The organism is Lentzea sp. NBRC 102530, assembly GCF_030269365.1.
Taxonomy (GTDB): domain Bacteria; phylum Actinomycetota; class Actinomycetes; order Mycobacteriales; family Pseudonocardiaceae; genus Lentzea.
In genome coordinates this window covers 91,887-107,470 of the sequence record NZ_BSTF01000020.1, presented here as the reverse complement: position 1 = coordinate 107,470, position 15,584 = coordinate 91,887, and the positions used below count along the sequence as shown (strand labels likewise).

Genomic DNA, 15,584 nt, shown 5'->3' with positions numbered 1-15,584 from the left:
TTCAGCTCCTCCCTGCGAAGTTCTCGATGACCTTGAGCAGCGCGGAGTGGTCGAGCGACCCGTAACCCTGCGCGCGTGCCGCCGCGACCAGCGCGGCGATCTGGTTGGTGACCGGCAGCGCGACGTCGGCGGCGCGTGCCGCGTCCAGTGCGATGCCCATGTCCTTGTGGTGCAGGTCGATCCGGAAGCCGGGCTGGAACTCGCGCGCGATCATGGACTCGCGCTTGAGGTCGAGGATCCGGTTCGCGGCGAGACCGCCCGCGAGCACGTCGAGGCCCGCCTTCGGGTCGACGCCGGACGCCTCCAGCAGCACGATCGCCTCGGCGACCAGCGCGTAGATGCCGCCGACCATCAGCTGGTTCGCGGCCTTCACGACCTGGCCCGCGCCGTGCGGGCCGACGTGCACGATCGTCTTGCCGACGACCTCCAGGAACGGCCTGGCGGCGGCGAAGTCCTGCTCCTCGCCTCCGACCATGATGCTGAGCGACGCCTGGACCGCGCCGGTCTGACCGCCGGACACAGGCGCGTCGAGCACGCGGACGTTCGAGAGCCTGCGAGCGATGTCGATCGAGGTGGACGGGCGGATCGTGCTCATGTCGATCAGCAGCGTGCCGTCGTCGAAGGTGACCTCGTCGATCACGGCCTCGACCTGCGGGTGGTTCGGCAGCATCGTGATGACGACCTCGGCGCCTGTGACGGCTTCCTGAGCCGATCCGGCCGCCTTGCCGCCGTCTGCTGCCAGCTTCTCCCGTGACGCGGAGCTGAGGTCGAAGCCCGTCACGTCGTGCCCGGCGGCTACGAGGTGGGCCGCCATCGGGCCGCCCATGATGCCGAGTCCGATGAAACCGATGCGGGTCATGCGTTGTCCCTCCAAGCGAAGGAGTGGGTGACGGGCTTGTACTCGGCTCCGACGAAACCGCTGTAGCCGTTGGCGCGGAGCTTCGCGAGGTGCCCGAAGAGGTCCAGCTCGCCGGTGCCGGGCTCACCGCGTCCGGGAGCGTCGGCGATCTGCACGTGACCGATGCGGTCGACGTGGTCGGTGAGGGTGTCGAGGTCGTCGCCGTTCGTGGCGAGGTGGTACAGGTCCGCGAGCAGCTTCACGTTGCCGCGGTCGATCTCGTCGATCAGCTCGAACGCCTGGTGGGCGGTCCTGATCGGGTACCGCGGCGCGCCGCTCAGCGGTTCGATCACGATCTGCGCGCCGATCTCCGCCGCGACGTCGGCGGCGAAGCGGTAGTGGGAGACGGTCTGGGCGGTGGTCTCGAAGTTGCCGTGCAGCGCGTTGAGCGTGCGGCAGCCGAGCCGGCCCGCGATGGCCGCGGTGATCTCGACGTTCGCCCGGAACTCGGTCTCGCGGCCGGGCCAGCTCGTGAGGCCGCGGTCGCCCGCCGGCATGTCGCCCGCGTAGAGGTTCAGGCCGACCAGGCGCACCTGCGCGTCGATGATCGCGGCCTCGAACGCCTCGACCTCGCGCGTCTCGGGTACGGCGTCCGCGAACGGCCACCAGATCTCGACCGCGTCGAACCCGGCGGCGCGCGCGGCTTGCGGGCGTTCCAGCAACGGCAGCTCGGTGAAGAGCATGGACAGGTTTGCGTCGAACATCTTGGGTCGTTCCTTCCCACCCGAGGAAATTCCACTCTGCGGAAGTTCGATTTCGTACTACGGAGACACTAGACATCTCGCGCGGCCCGGGTCAAGAATGTGGAAGTTCAATTCCGCGATGTAGAAACTTGGAGAACCGTGGACAGCTTCAACAGCGCCCCGGAGGCCGAACTCCGCCCTCTTCTCTCCGAGTGCCTCGCGGTACCCCGCTGGATCGACGCTGTGGTGGCGGGCAGGCCCTACGCGTCGGTGGATGCACTCCTCGCGGCTTCTTCACTTGCCGCACAAGGACTTTCCGACGAGGAGGTGCTCGGCGCCATCGCCGGGCACCCGCGCATCGGCGAACGACAGAAGACAGGTGGGGTGTCGGCGAAGTGGTCGCGGTCCGAACAGTCCGGTGTGGACAGCTCCCAGGCTGATCGCCTGGCGGCTGCGAACGCCGCGTACGAGGATCGGTTCGGGCACATCTACCTGGTGTGCGCGACCGGCCTGAGCGGCGCGGAAATGCTCGGCAACCTGTCCAGTCGCATGGACAACCCGCCGGAGGTCGAGCTCCGCGTCGTGAACGACGAACTCGCGAAGATCGCCGCCTTGCGGCTGCAGAAGCTGATCGGGAGCTGATTTCATGGCCATCGTCCTGGGCCCCAACCAGTACGGGAAGGCGGAGAACCGCCTCGTCACCGTGTCGCGCAACGGTTCCGTGCACACGATCAAAGACCTGACCGTCAGCACCTCGCTGCGCGGAGACCTCGCCGACACGCATCTCACCGGCGACAACGCGAAGGTGCTCGCCACCGACACGCAGAAGAACACCGTCTACGCGTTCGCCAAGCAGGCGCCCGTGGGTGAGATCGAGGACTTCGCGCTGCGGCTGGGCCGCCACTTCGTCGGTTCGCAGGAACCGATCTCAGGCGCGCGCATCCTGATCGACGAGCACTCGTGGGACCGCATCGAGGGCCACGACCACTCGTTCGTCCAGGGGTCGAACGAGAAGCGCACCACCGCCGTGACGATCGACGGCTCGTCCGCGTGGGTCGTGTCGGGCGTGCGCGACCTGGTGGTGCTGAAGTCGACCGGGTCGGAGTTCCACGGCTACCCGAAGGACCCGTACACGACGTTGAAGGAGACGGACGACCGCATCCTGGCGACGTCCGTGACGGCCCGCTGGCGTTACGCGGGCACGGACGTCGACTGGGCGAAGTCGTTCGCCGAGATCCGTTCGATCATGCTGAAGACGTTCGCGGACAAGCACTCCCTCTCGTTGCAGCAGACGCTGTACGCGATGGGAGAGGCTGTTCTGAACGCCCGTCCGGAAGTAGCCGAGGTGCGGCTCTCCATGCCGAACAAGCACCACTTCCTGGTGGACCTGAGCGCGTTCGGCCTGGAGAACGACAACGAGGTCTTCTACGCCGCGGACCGCCCGTACGGCCTCATCGAGGGCTCGATCCTGCGCGACGACGCCCCGGACGCGGGCCTTGCCTGGAGTACCTTGCCAACCTTCTGAACACCACGGGGTTGAGCAGGGTCGCCGGCGCCGCGACCATGTGCACGACCTTGACGAAGCGGGTGAACAGGTCGGGGTCGTGCACGACCCCGGCCTGCCACTTCTTCAGGTACCAGCCGAGCAGCCCGCCCTTCTGGTGCTCGGTCCAGCCGCGGTCGGCGTTGCTCGACATGAGCCACGGCAACTGAGAGGTCCTGGCGACCGCGCGTTGGAACCTTCTGCATCCTTTGGCACTGAAGTCTTCGTGCCGCCGGAACAACAGCGCGTCCATCGCCGCCACCGTGATCCCCTGCCCGTACACGGGGTTGAACGCGCACACCGCGTCCCCCACCGCCACCAGTCCACCGGGCCACTCCGCGACGTCCTCGAAAGCGTTGCGCCGACTGGCCGTCCGCGCGAACAGGTATACCGGCGTCAACGCCTCGGAGCCGGCGAGCATCTCCGAGATGGGCGCCCGCAACGAGTCCAGGAACCCCTGGAAGCCTTCCAGGTCACGCGGCGGGTGATCCCCTTTCGCTCCCTGCGCGGTGACCATCAGCCGACCGCCCTCGACCCGCATCGCCGCGACCCCGCGCGACACGCTCGGCGCGGACAAGCTTTCCGCGTACACCACCGGAAAGTCCTCCGGCGCCTCGTACAACCGGGTCGCGTACCCGGTCCCGGAATCGACCACCTCGGGTTCCGGCGTGACGATCCCCGCCTCCGCGAGCCAGGCCGCCAGCTTCGACGACCGCCCGGACGCGTCCACGACCAGGTCGGCGTCGACCTTCCCGTCCCGCGTCTGCACCCCGTCCACCACACCGTCGCTGATCGACAACCCGGTGACGTGCACACCACTCACGATCTCGGCGGTGACCCGCTGCCTGATGGTCGTCTCCAGCAACGGCCGGCTCAACGACAGCAACGGCAACCCGAGGTGCGTCCGCGCGAGCCACCCGGCCGGCTGCAGAATCCGCATGTCCCCCGCGTCAGCCAGCACAGCTCCTCTTGCGACGAGCTCGTCCCGCAACCCCGGAAACAGCTCTTCGAGGAGCTCACCGCCGCGCACCAGCAGCCCGTGCGTGTGCCGGCCCTGCGGCACCCCGGCCCGGTACTCGGGCTCGTCGCTCAGCTCGTCGCGTTCCAGCACCACGACGTCGTGCGTCTCGCCCAGCACCCGCGCGGCCAGCAAGCCGGCGATTCCCCCACCTATCACCACGGCCTTCATGACCCCATTCAACCCGACCGTTCCTGAGGGGTAACGACGCCAACCGGGCCCGCGATCAGCTGACGTGACCGAACCCGGCAGCCGCCGACGCCGCACCCTGCTGGCCGTTCTGCGCACCACCGTTCCGTTCGTCGTGCTGGCCGGCGTGATCGCGCTGCTGATGTACTCGTTGCAGGACAACGACTCCCTGGCCAGCGTCCTCTCGTGCATCGCCGCGGTCATCACCCTGTACTTCACGGCCTTCGACCGCCTGCGCCGCCAGAACCCCGCGCCGACGGTCGCCGACGCCGTGGAGGACCTCCGCCTGCGGCTCCTCCAGCAGTGGGAACCCGAACTGCACCGCCGAGTGCGTGGTTTCCCGGACGAGCGAACGATTCCACTCGACTGGCGCAAGTACCGCGCCTCCGGCCCGTCCCCGCTCGACGGCAGGTTCGAGGGCGACCCCGACAGGGCGGCCGCCAGTCTCGCCCAGCGGTTCGACCAGCCCGTCGGCAAGAAGCGCATGATCGTGCTCGGCGAGCCGGGCGCCGGCAAGACGTTCGTCGCGATCGCGCTCGCCGTGGGCCTGCTCCGCCGCTGGACGGGCGACCACCCGGTGGCCGTCTACCTCTCGCTCTCGTCGTGGGACCCGGTCAGGGACGGCCTGGACCGCTGGATGGTCCACAAGATCGCGAACTCCTACTACGCAGGCGATCACTCCACCCCCGAAAAACTCTTCAGGGCCCGCAAACTCCTGCCGGTGCTGGACGGCCTCGACGAGCTGCCGGAACACTTCCGCCGGCGTGCGGTCCAGCGCATCAACGAGATGCTCACCGGCGACCGCATGCTCGTCGTCACCTGCCGCACCGTCGAGTACGAGGAAACCGTGGCGGGCAGCGCCCCGGTGCTCCTGAACGCGCCGGCCGTCGAGGTCCTGCCGGTGCAGCCCGGCGACCTGCTGGCCGGACTGGCCGAGGTACCGGCGTGGGCGGCGGTGGCCGAGCACGTCCGCTCCCGGCCTGCCGGACCGCTGGCAGCCGCCCTGACCACGCCGCTGATGCTCTCGCTGTTCACCTCCACCTACCTCGAACGCGATCCGTCCGCACTGATGGACAAGACGAGGTTCCCCACCAAGCACACCGTCGAGGACCACCTGGTCGACCTGCGACTGGAATCCGCCTATCCGGCCGAGGCCCCGGGAGGCGGGTGGACGTCGAAGCAGGCCCGGAAATGGCTCACCTACCTCGCGCAACACATGCACCACCACGACGACCGCGAGATCACCTGGCGAAAACTCGCCTACCGCACCGTGAGGCCGATGGCTCCGCTCCTCGTGGGAGCCCTCGTCGGCTACGGGCTGCTGCTGGTGGCGTTCGTAGCAGTGCCCCGCGTTCTGCCGCCGCCCATGAACGCGCTGGAGTCCCTGTACGTGGGAGGGATCGTTACGGCTGCTTGGCTGGGCTATCGGCATCGGACCGTGGACGGGACACGACCAAAGCGGCGACTACGCGGGTTCCGCGGCGGAATGGCTGTCGGGTTCACCGCGGTCGGAGCAGCCGCTCTGGCCGCCGGCGCTCCCAAGGAGGACTTCGCCTTCAGTACCGCCCAGGACCTGACGAGCATCTCTGTCCTGGTGTTCGTCACGATTGGTTCGGCGGTGGCGTGCGGCCTCGGCGTCGGGCTGCACGAGATGCTCGTCGACCGCTCCGTCGCCGGTCGCACGACGCGAGCCGAGCGGGACGAGTTGAAGCGCGAGCGAAGATCGACCTTCGTGGCGGCAGCCGCCTCGGGGTCGGTGATCGGAGTGCTCGGTGTTCTCCTGGCCGTCGTGTCCTCTCCGTTCGGCCACTACTTCGGCCAGCGGCTCGCTGGGGCGTTCGGGCTGCCGAGGGTCACCGACCTCGCGTTGCCCTCGCTGGAGGTCTACCTGAACTCTCCGGCCGACGCGGGGTGGCTCGTGCTGACCGGCGTCCCGTTCGCCGCGGCCTTCGCGGCGATGCTCGCGTCGACCCGCGCCTGGCCACGATTCCTGACGGCCAGGGTGAAGCTCGCCTGTCTCGGCCGCCTGCCGTGGAGACTGCACGCGTTCGAGCGGGACGCGACAGACCGCGGCTTGCTGCGCAGGGCGGGCACGGCACATCAGTTCGGGCACAGGCTGTTGCAGGACCGGCTGGTGACGACATCGGCGGACCAGCCACCGCCGCGCAGGCGTCCGCTGCTCAGGATCGTGGTGACGGGAGGTGCAGCGCTGGTCCTCGTCTGTTCGGCCGTCGTGGCGTGGACCGGCAGGCCTGCGGACTGCCGAACCGCGGACCGGTTCGGCGAGCGCGCTCCGATGGCCCGAGTGACCGTCGGTCAGAACACCGCGTGTTTCGCTTACATCCCGCCGCAGGAGTGGACGCCCCACCTGCAACGCACGAAGGCGGACGCCGCAGTACTCGCTGCCATCAGGGACAAAGTCCCGGACGAGGGCGTCCTGCGCAGCGCTCCTGAACTCGAACACGTCGTGGTCGTCGGCGAGTTCGGCATGATCGAACCCGCCGAGTGGCACGACATCCTTGTGGGCATCTCCACTGCCCAGCGGTTGAGCAGGAGGCCCGTCGCGATCACCTTCGTGCACGCCGACCTGGAGGGGAGAACTGGCCCGGCATCGGTCGAACTGTTCGACCTGTACATGACTGAGGAAGATTCCCACCCCTGGCACTACCAGCGGTGGAACACTCCTTATTTGGTGGTGGACCTGAACATCGTGTCCTCACGCCTGGTCGGGCGTGATGGGAGCCGGTCCAGCGTCATCGCCTTCCGCGACGCCGACCTCACCGGCAGGGCGAGGGAGGTGGCGAACCGCAGGCTGAGCCAGTGGCTGAACCCGTCCCAAGGCGACCTGTCGCCGGAGGCTCTCGTCGACGGCGTCAAGGGTGATCTCTGCTCCGACCTGGAGTTCGCGCGCAAGTCCTCCATGGTCTTCGACCTGCGGACCGCGCCACCGACCCCGCAGTTCCTCCAGCAGATGGCCGCCTGTGGCACCGTCTCCGTGCTGGTCGACCGCGCGGACGCGCTCCGGCTCGGCGCGCTGCCGGACCGCCCGAAGGAGGTGCAGATCAGTTACCTGAGCGACCTCTTCGCCACCATCGACGCGGACTGCCGAAAGGCTTTGGGCCTGGACGAGAACACCACCACGGACGGCCTCAAAGCGTGCGTGGCGGTGATAGCCGCGAACGAACGTTTCCGGGTCACCGTGGAACGGATCCCGGACCCGTTGCCTCGGTGAGTCAGCGATTCTCGGAGGTGCGCAGGGCCATCTGCTGGTCCCGCCACGAGTGGAACAGGTCCGCCTCGGAGTACCAGTCGACGCCGGTCGGCCGTTCCCCCGAGATCATGAACTCGATCAGCAGCTGCCGGAACACGTCCAGTGGAACTCCGACACCGGGCGGGAAGTCGGTGTACTTCTCGTTGACGTACGGCGCCTCGGACCAGCCTTTCGGCCAGCCCATGAAGGTGTTGTCCACGTAGTACACGTAGCCCCACTCGCCGCGCACCGCGAGCACCACGTTGTGGTCGGGGTCGCCCTCGGGGGTGAGGTTGCGGCCGAAGTGGTCGAGCGAGCCGTCGTTGCACTCCGGGCGGGCCAGCAGCCTGATCAACGTGTCGACGTCGCCGTCGCACGCCACCACCTGGTACTTGTGCTCGGCCCTGTCGAGGTCGGGTAGCCCCGTCCAGAGGCCGGCTCGCATGCTCATGCGAGTCACCCTGCACCCATTGCCCGCACTATTCGACACCCATTGACAGAACCACACGAACGGGTGATGACCCGATCAGCTCGACCGGGCGACCAGGTTGCGCAGTCCTGACTCGTCGAGACCGGTCGCGACCTGCACTTCCACCGGATCGAGCGCTCCGCAGTCCACCGCACGGAGGAAGAACGCCGAGAGCGCCTGGGCGGTGGCCGGCTCGTCCAGAACGCCTCCGGAGACGCGCTGGACGTACGACTTGAGGCGGGCCGCGTCGGCTTCGAGGCCCTCGCGGTAGAAGGCGTAGACGGCGGCGTACCTCGTCACGAGCTGGGCCGGGTGGAGGTCCCATCCCTGGTAGAAACCGTTCTCCAGAGAGCGGCGGGTCAGGCGGTAGTGGGTGTCCCAGCCGTGCTGTTTGCCGTCACCGACGGGCAGCACGTTGGTGGAGCCGTCGGACAGGCGCACACCCGTCCCAGCTGCGGAAACCTGCATCACGTGGCGGGCGAAGTCGCACGCGCCGTGGGCCAGGTGTTGCTGTGCGGCGGACAGTCCGCAGCCCGCCGTGTAGTCGTAGGTGCCGAAGTGCAGACCTGTCACCTTGCCGCGGCCCGCGGCGATGAACCGGGGGATGGCGAGGCGGCCTTCGGCGTCCACGATCGACTGCGTGGTCTCGACCTGGATCTCGAACTTCAGGTCGCCGCCGAAGAGGTCGAGGACGTCGGCGAACACCTCGACCTGGTCGACAGATGTCACCTTGGGAAAAGTGATCGTAAAACCTGGCGGAACTTCTTCCAGAGCTGTCAGGAAGATGTCGAGCGTGCGCAGTCCGCGTTCGCGCAACTCGGGCGTGTCGAACGACTTCACACGCAGCCCGATCGACGGCGGGACGGTGCCGTCGGCGAGCCAGCGCGAGACGAGGTGGGCCGTGCTCTCGGCGTCCATGTCCTCGACGTCGTCCTCGGGCGCGCCGTAGCCGTCCTCGAAGTCGATGCGCAGGTCCTCGACCGGTTCGCGGCGGAGCTTGGCCTCGACGCGGTCCAGCACGCCGTCCGGGAGGTCCGGCAGCAGGTCCGGTTCGATCGACTCCAGCGCCTCCCGGCCCCAGTCGGCGACCGTGGAGGCGATGACGCGGCCGGCGGGCACGTAGCACGTGTGCACGGGCTGACGGCCCACCGGCCAGCTGCGTTCCACGGTGGACAGCCGGGCGGTGAGGGCGGCGACGTCCTCGGGGGACAGCGATGTGCGGTACATCAGATGCGCTCGTACGCCGGCAGTGTCAGGAAGTCCACGAAGTCCTCGGACAACGCGACCTGCTCGAACAGCTCGACGGCCGCGGCGGCGTGCGGGCCCCCGACCTCGGCGCCGACCCGGCCGAGCACCTCGCGCACGGCGTCCGGCGTGACCTGGGTGCCGTCGTCGAGCACGACCTTGTTGTTGATCCACTGCCAGATCTGCGAGCGGCTGATCTCGGCGGTGGCCGCGTCCTCCATCAGGTTGTGGATGGCCGCCGCGCCGTTGCCGCCGAGCCACGAGGCGATGTAGCGCACGCCGACGTCGACCGCGCCTTCGAGTCCGGCCCGCGTCGCCGCGCCGCCCGCCGACTTGAAGTCGAGCAGCTGCTCGGCCGTGACGCTGACCTCCGGACGCTGCTTGTCGATCTGGTTGGGCCGGTCCCCCAGCACCCCGTCGAAGATCTCCCGGCAAATCGGCACGAGGTCAGGATGCGCCACCCACGAACCGTCGAAACCATCGTTCGCCTCGCGCGTCTTGTCCTCGCGGACCTTGCGCAGCGCGTTCTCGGTGACCTCGGGATCACGCCTGTTGGGGATGAACGCCGCCATGCCACCCATGGCGAACGCCCCGCGCTTGTGGCACGTCTTCACCAGAAGCTCGGTGTACGCGCGCATGAACGGCGCCGTCATCGTGACGCTGTTGCGGTCCGGCAGCACGTAGTCCGCACCGGCGTCGCGGAAGTACTTGATGACGCTGAAGAGGTAGTCCCACCGGCCGGCGTTGAGCCCCGACGCGTGGTCGCGCAGTTCGTAGAGGATCTCCTCCATCTGGAACGCGGCCGGAATCGTCTCGATGAGCACCGTGGCGCGGATCGTGCCGTGCGGAACGTTCAACAACTGCTGCGCCGTCGTGAAGACGTCGTTCCACAGCCGTGCTTCGAGGTGCGACTCCATCTTCGGCAAGTAGTAGTACGGCTTGCCGAGCTCGGCGTTGTGGAAGAAGTGCAAACCGAAGTCCACCAACGCACCCACGGCGTTCTTGCCGCCGAACTGGAGGTTGCGCTCGTCGAGGTGCCACCCGCGCGGCCGGACGACGATCGTCGGGTACGGCCCGCCCTTGAGCTTGTACTCCTTGCCCTCCGGCGAGGTGAACTCGATCGTCTCGCGCGCGGCCTCGTACAGGTTGACCTGCCCCTGCACGACGTTGTCCCAGTGCGGCGTGTTCGCGTCCTCGAGGTCGGCGAGCCACACCTTGGCACCGGAGTTGAGCGCGTTGATCGTCATCTTGCGCTCGGTGGGCCCGGTGATCTCGACGCGGCGGTCCCGCAACGCCTCGGGCGCCTCGGCGACCTGCCAGTCGCCGTCCCGCACGTCCTGCGTCTCCGGCAGGAACCCGAGGGGCCGGCGCTCCTTGCGAAGGGCGAGCAACTCGTCCCTGCGGGCGGCGTGCGCCTCGTGCAGCTTCGCGACGAACTCAAGAGCCTCTTCGGTGAGCACCTGCACCTGGATCCACCTCTCTAGGTTTTGCTGTGTGGACTATAGTTTTTGCATTGCGGAACTGCAATGAGAGGAGCCGCACGTGTCCACTGGTGGCGTGCAGTCCCTGCAAAGAGCCTTCGACCTGCTGGAACGCCTGGCAGACGCAGGTGGCGAGGCGTCGTTGTCGGAGCTGGCCGCGACGTCCGGTCTGCCCCTGCCCACGATCCACCGCCTCATCCGCACCCTTGTCACGCTGGGCTATGTGCGCCAGAACAGCAACCGGCGCTACACCCTCGGCTCGCGGCTGATCCGCCTCGGCGAGACGGCCTCCCGCCAGTACGGCACCTGGGCGCGCCCGCTGTTGTCGCAGCTGGTCGACTCGGTGGAGGAGACGGCGAACCTGGCCGTACTGGACGGCGACGAGGTCGTCTACGTGGCACAGGTGCCGTCGAAGCACTCGATGCGCATGTTCACCGAGGTGGGCCGAAGGCTGCTGCCGCACGGCACGGGCGTGGGCAAGGCGATGCTGTCGCAGCTCCCGCGCGGCGACGTGAAAGCGCTGCTGGAACGCACCGGTCTGCCCGCTTACACCTCGAACACGATCACGGACGCGTCCGAACTGCTCGACTCGCTCGACGAGATCGCCGAACGCGGGTTCGCGCTGGACGAGTCGGAGCAGGAGCTCGGGGTGCGGTGCATCGCGGTGCCGGTGATCGGCGGGCCGACGCTCGCCGCGGTGTCGGTGTCCGGCCCGGAAGGACGGCTCACCAAGGACGCGGTGAACCGGATCCTGCCCGAGGTGCTGGCCGTGGCGCAGCGCCTCGCTGATCAGGCCGCTGTCGGCTGACCTGGCATTTCGCCATGTGAGAGCGGTGCCACCAGCGATTACCGGGTGGTGGCGCACGTCACCCTACGGTCTTCGGACATGAAGATCCTGGTGACGAGTTGCCCGAATCAGGGCCACTTCTACCCCATGATCCCGCTGCTCTGGGCCCTGCGCAGCGCGGGCCACCACGTGGTGGTCGCGCTGCCCGACTCGATGGCGGGAGTGGCTGCCCGCGCGGGCCTGTCGTCGGTGTCGCTCGGCGCCGACGTCTCGTTGTCCGAACTCGCCCCGGACCACGCCACCAGGCCGGCGCAACGGGCCGGTGCCGAGTCGCTGGCCGACCACGTCGCGAGCTACTACGTCCCGCTGGCGCACCGCGTGATCGACGCCGTCGACGCCGTCACCCGGCGGTTCCGGCCTGACCTGCTCCTCCACACGTCCTGGGAGTACGCGGGCCCCGTCGTCGCCGCCCGGCACGGCATCCCGCGCATCAAGCACGGCTGGGGCCTCACGCTGCCGCCGGAGGTCGACGCCGAGTCCGACCGCCGCCTCGCACCGCTCTACGGGGCCTGGGGACGGCCGAACCCGCCGCAGTGGTGGGTCGACGTGTGCCCGCCGAGCCTGCAGACCGGTACCCCGGAGTGCCCGTCGCTGCCCATGACCTGGTTGCCGTTCAACGGTTCCGCGGTGCTGCTCGAGTGGCTGCTGGACGAGAGCGCGCGGCCGAGGGTCGCGGTGACGCTGGGGAACGTGCCGATCTCCGGCGACCACGACTCGGTGCTGTCGCGGACGCTGACCGCGTTGTCGGACGTGGACGTCGAGGTGGTCGTCGCCGCCGGCTCGGGCCTGCACTGCGCCGACGTGCCCTCGAACGTCAGGGTGGTGCCCGGTGTCCCGCTGCACGACCTGATGCGCACGTCCTCGGTCGCCATCACGCACGGCGGCGCGGGCAGCGTGTTCGCCGCGCTCGCGAACGGCCTGCCGCAGCTCGTGCTGCCGCAGATGTGCGTCCACTTCGAACACGGCGACCGGATCGCCCAGGCCGGAGCGGGCATCTGCCTGCACCCCGGCGAGTCCGGTGCCGAGAACGTCCGCGAGGCCGTGCTGGGGCTGCTGAACACCCCGCACGCCCGTCGCAAGGCCGAAGAGCTCCGCGGGGAGAACGCCGGCCTGCTGTCCCCGTCCGAGGTCGTCGCCCAGCTGCAGGGAGTGCTCGCATGAGTGCCGAGGAAGTCGTCCTGGCCGCCACCCTGGCCTACCACAGAGCCTCCGAGGAGGAGGCCAGGTTCGTGCCCGGCCAGACGCCGGTGCTCACCGGCGGCGCGGTGTTCGACGCCGACGACCGGGTGGCGCTCGTGCAGGCCGCGCTCAACCTGAAGATCGTCGCGGGCGCGCACACCCGCGAGTTCGAGTCCGGCATCGCGCGGAAACTGGGGCTGCGCAAGGCGTTGATGGTCAACTCGGGCTCCAGCGCGAACCTGGTCGCGATCAGCTCGCTGACCTCACCCGCCCTCGGCGACCGCGCGCTCCAGCCGGGCGACGAGGTGATCACCGCGGCGGCGGGCTTCCCCACGACCGTGAACCCGACCATCCAGAACGGGCTCGTGCCCGTCTTCGTCGACGTCGAACTGGGCACCTACAACGCCACGCCCGAGGCGATCGAGGCCGCGATCGGTCCGCGCACCAAGGCGATCGCGCTCGCCCACACGCTCGGCAACCCGTTCGACGCGGCCGCGATCGCCCGGATCGCCCGCGACCACAACCTGTGGCTGGTCGAGGACAACTGCGACGGCTTCGGGTCCACCCTGAACGGCCGGCTCACCGGCACGTTCGGCGACGTCTCGACGCTCAGCTTCTACCCGGCCCACCACATCACGACCGGTGAGGGCGGCGCGTGCGCCACGTCGAACCTGAGGCTCGCGCGGGTGATGGAGTCCATGCGCGACTGGGGCCGCGACTGCTGGTGCGAGCCCGCGAAGGACAACACCTGCTTCAAGCGGTTCGAGTGGCAGATGGGCACCCTGCCCGCGGGCTACGACCACAAGTACACCTACACGCACATCGGCTACAACCTGAAGTCCACCGACCTCAACGCCGCGCTGGGCGTGACGCAGCTCGGCAAGCTCGACCGCTTCGCGGAAGCCCGCCGCCGCAACTGGCAGCTGCTGCGCGACGGGCTCGAAGGCGTGCCGGGGCTGGTCCTGCCGGTCGCCACCGAGGGCAGCGACCCGGCCTGGTTCGGCTTCCTGCTCACGCTCGACCCGTCGTTGCCGTTCTCCCGCAACGACCTCGTCCGGTACCTGGACGACCGCAAGATCGCCACGCGGCTGCTGTTCGGCGGCAACCTGCTGCGCCAGCCCGCGTACCGCGACGTCGAGCACCGCGTGTCGGGGTCGCTCGCGAACAGCGACCTGATCACCGAGCGCACGTTCTGGCTCGGCACGCACCCGCGGCTGACCGAGGAGATGATCGACTACGTGACGTCGTCGATCCGCACCTTCATGAAGGCGAGCGTGCGGGTCGCGGCGTAGCCCAGCACTGGGCCGGAAGTCCCGTCCGCGGTCGCACCGCTTCGCGAGCGCGTTTCACGTTGCCGGAGTGCACGCGGGGAGCTTTCGTTCGCGCTGAGCGCACGCGAGGGCCCCGCGTGCGACAGGGAAACGTGAAGGTGGCTCAGGGGTTTCCGGGCAGTTGTTCAGCCCAGCAGGGCGTCGACGAAGGCGCCCGGCTCGAACGGAGCCAGGTGGTCGGCGCCCTCGCCCAGGCCGACGAGCTTCACCGGCACCCCGAGCTCGCGCTGCACCTGGAACACGATGCCGCCCTTGGCCGTGCCGTCCAGCTTGGTCAGCACGATGCCGGTGATGTCGACCTGCTCGGCGAACACGCGCGCCTGCGTGAGGCCGTTCTGACCGGTGGTGGCGTCCAGCACCAGCAGCACCTCGTCGACCACGGCCTGCTTCTCGACCACGCGCTTCACCTTGCCGAGCTCGTCCATGAGCCCGACCTTGGTGTGCAACCGGCCGGCGGTGTCGATCAGCACCGTGTCGACCCCGGCGTCCATGCCGCGCTTGACCGCGTCGAACGCGACCGAGGCCGGGTCGCCGCCCTCGGGCCCGCGCACGGTCTCCGCGCCGACCCGCTTGCCCCACGTCTCCAGCTGGTCGGCGGCGGCGGCGCGGAACGTGTCGGCGGCGCCGAGCAGCACCGTGCGGCCGTCGGCGACCAGCACCCGCGCGAGCTTGCCGGTCGTCGTCGTCTTGCCGACGCCGTTGACGCCCACCACCAGCAACACGGCGGGCTTGCCCTCGTGCGGCAGCGCCTTCAGCGAACGATCCATCTTCGGACCCAGCGCGTCGACCAGCACCCCGCGCAGCAGGGCCTGCGCCTCGGCCTCGGTCCGCACACCCGACCCGGCGATCTTCGAGCGCAGCGTCGACACGATGTCGGACGTGGTGGCCGCGCCGAGGTCGGCGATCAGCAGCGTGTCCTCGACGTCCTGCCAGGAGTCCTCGTCCAGGTCGCCGGCGCCCAGCAGCCCCAGCAACGAGGTGCCGAACGCGTTGCGCGACTTGGAGAGCTTGCCGCGCAGCCGTTCCAACCGGCCGGCGGTGGGCTCGATCTCCTCGACCTCGGACGCCTCGACGGGCAGGTCGACCTCGACGAAGCCGCGCTTCACCGAGTCGCGCGGCACGGAGGCGTCGTCGCCGACGCCCGGCTGGCCGTCCACCTCGGTCCGGTCTGCCACCGGGTGCTCCACCGGCGGTACGACCACCGCCTCGACGACGGCGTCGGGGGCGGCCGGGGTGAACGAGATCCCCGACTCCACCTGGTAGCCGCCGGGCTTCGGCGTCTCCTCCTTCTGGGTCAGGCTGATGCGGCGGCGACGCGTCAGCACCACACCGGTCACCAGCGCGGCGATCAGCACGACCGCCACGACGACGAGGATCAGGACAAGGGAGGACGTCGACACGGGCTCATGGTTTCACAGACGCTGATGTGACCTGTCAACCATGTACTGCTC

At 69.1% G+C, this 15,584-nt stretch carries 13 protein-coding genes; 6 read left to right on the top strand and 7 right to left on the bottom strand.

Annotated elements, in window-relative coordinates:
* Position 1 precedes the first annotated feature (1 nt).
* Together QSK25_RS38660 and QSK25_RS38655 are read right to left on the bottom strand one after the other, a co-directional pair.
* Positions 2-859 (bottom strand): NAD(P)-dependent oxidoreductase, encoded by an 858-nt coding sequence (locus QSK25_RS38660; RefSeq protein ID WP_285645847.1) that lies wholly within the window; start codon positions 857-859, stop codon positions 2-4.
* Positions 856-1,602 (bottom strand): hydroxypyruvate isomerase family protein, encoded by a 747-nt coding sequence (locus QSK25_RS38655; RefSeq protein ID WP_285645846.1) that lies wholly within the window; start codon positions 1,600-1,602, stop codon positions 856-858. The genes QSK25_RS38660 and QSK25_RS38655 overlap by 4 nt, the downstream gene beginning before the upstream one ends.
* Positions 1,603-1,740: 138 nt before the next feature.
* Between QSK25_RS38655 and uraD the strand changes: the two genes are divergently transcribed.
* Complete coding sequence (uraD, locus tag QSK25_RS38650; protein ID WP_285645843.1) at positions 1,741-2,223, top strand: 2-oxo-4-hydroxy-4-carboxy-5-ureidoimidazoline decarboxylase; 483 nt, start codon at positions 1,741-1,743, stop codon at positions 2,221-2,223.
* Positions 2,224-2,227: 4 nt separating this feature from the next.
* Positions 2,228-3,106, top strand: a complete 879-nt coding sequence (pucL, locus tag QSK25_RS38645; protein WP_285645842.1) for a factor-independent urate hydroxylase — start codon at positions 2,228-2,230, stop codon at positions 3,104-3,106.
* Here the strand turns inward: pucL and QSK25_RS38640 are convergent.
* Positions 3,033-4,313 carry an FAD-dependent oxidoreductase gene (locus tag QSK25_RS38640; protein WP_285645841.1) on the bottom strand — a complete coding sequence of 427 codons (1,281 nt, stop codon included), beginning with the start codon at positions 4,311-4,313 and terminating at the stop codon, positions 3,033-3,035. The genes pucL and QSK25_RS38640 overlap by 74 nt on opposite strands.
* Before the next feature lie 64 nt (positions 4,314-4,377).
* Here QSK25_RS38640 and QSK25_RS38635 point away from each other — a divergent pair, with 64 nt between their 5' ends.
* On the top strand, positions 4,378-7,563 hold the full coding sequence (locus tag QSK25_RS38635; RefSeq protein WP_285645839.1) for an NACHT domain-containing protein: 3,186 nt from the start codon (positions 4,378-4,380) through the stop codon (positions 7,561-7,563).
* 1 nt (position 7,564) lies between these two features.
* Here the strand turns inward: QSK25_RS38635 and QSK25_RS38630 are convergent, their stop codons facing one another.
* The 3 genes from QSK25_RS38630 to aceB all read right to left on the bottom strand — a co-directional run bounded on the left by QSK25_RS38630 (position 7,565) and on the right by aceB (position 10,761).
* On the bottom strand, positions 7,565-8,032 hold the full coding sequence (locus QSK25_RS38630) for an Imm1 family immunity protein (protein WP_285645837.1): 468 nt from the start codon (positions 8,030-8,032) through the stop codon (positions 7,565-7,567).
* Between the two features lie 75 nt (positions 8,033-8,107).
* The gene (locus QSK25_RS38625; protein ID WP_285645835.1) at positions 8,108-9,277 is read right to left on the bottom strand and encodes a DUF6986 family protein; all 1,170 of its coding nucleotides are present in this window, start codon (positions 9,275-9,277) and stop codon (positions 8,108-8,110) included.
* A complete protein-coding gene (aceB, locus tag QSK25_RS38620) occupies positions 9,277-10,761 on the bottom strand; it encodes a malate synthase A (RefSeq protein WP_285645834.1) in 1,485 nt (494 codons plus the stop codon). Before aceB ends, QSK25_RS38625 begins: the two co-directional genes overlap by 1 nt.
* Before the next feature lie 76 nt (positions 10,762-10,837).
* Between aceB and QSK25_RS38615 the strand changes: the two genes are divergently transcribed.
* From QSK25_RS38615 to rfbH, 3 genes are all read left to right on the top strand, one after another.
* Positions 10,838-11,584 carry an IclR family transcriptional regulator gene (locus tag QSK25_RS38615; RefSeq protein WP_285645832.1) on the top strand — a complete coding sequence of 249 codons (747 nt, stop codon included), beginning with the start codon at positions 10,838-10,840 and terminating at the stop codon, positions 11,582-11,584.
* Between the two features lie 78 nt (positions 11,585-11,662).
* Complete coding sequence (locus tag QSK25_RS38610; RefSeq protein WP_285645830.1) at positions 11,663-12,784, top strand: nucleotide disphospho-sugar-binding domain-containing protein; 1,122 nt, start codon at positions 11,663-11,665, stop codon at positions 12,782-12,784.
* Complete coding sequence (gene rfbH / locus QSK25_RS38605; protein WP_285645828.1) at positions 12,781-14,094, top strand: lipopolysaccharide biosynthesis protein RfbH; 1,314 nt, start codon at positions 12,781-12,783, stop codon at positions 14,092-14,094. The genes QSK25_RS38610 and rfbH overlap by 4 nt, the downstream gene beginning before the upstream one ends.
* Positions 14,095-14,258: 164 nt before the next feature.
* On the opposite strand, the gene ftsY is transcribed toward rfbH, so the two are convergent.
* Positions 14,259-15,533 (bottom strand): signal recognition particle-docking protein FtsY, encoded by a 1,275-nt coding sequence (gene ftsY, locus QSK25_RS38600; protein WP_285645826.1) that lies wholly within the window; start codon positions 15,531-15,533, stop codon positions 14,259-14,261.
* Between the last annotated feature and the right edge of the window lie 51 nt (positions 15,534-15,584).

Excerpts from the sequence above, each read along its gene's own strand:
- QSK25_RS38640 (WP_285645841.1), bottom strand. The coding sequence starts at position 4,313 with ATGAAGGCCGTGGTGATAGGTGGGGGAATCGCCGGCTTGCTGGCCGCG.
- QSK25_RS38625 (WP_285645835.1), bottom strand. The coding sequence starts at position 9,277 with ATGTACCGCACATCGCTGTCCCCCGAGGACGTCGCCGCCCTCACCGCC.
- QSK25_RS38655 (WP_285645846.1), bottom strand. The coding sequence starts at position 1,602 with ATGTTCGACGCAAACCTGTCCATGCTCTTCACCGAGCTGCCGTTGCTG.
- QSK25_RS38660 (WP_285645847.1), bottom strand. The coding sequence starts at position 859 with ATGACCCGCATCGGTTTCATCGGACTCGGCATCATGGGCGGCCCGATG.
- QSK25_RS38610 (WP_285645830.1), top strand. The coding sequence starts at position 11,663 with ATGAAGATCCTGGTGACGAGTTGCCCGAATCAGGGCCACTTCTACCCC.
- rfbH (WP_285645828.1), top strand. The coding sequence starts at position 12,781 with ATGAGTGCCGAGGAAGTCGTCCTGGCCGCCACCCTGGCCTACCACAGA.
- pucL (WP_285645842.1), top strand. The coding sequence starts at position 2,228 with ATGGCCATCGTCCTGGGCCCCAACCAGTACGGGAAGGCGGAGAACCGC.
- QSK25_RS38630 (WP_285645837.1), bottom strand. The coding sequence starts at position 8,032 with ATGAGCATGCGAGCCGGCCTCTGGACGGGGCTACCCGACCTCGACAGG.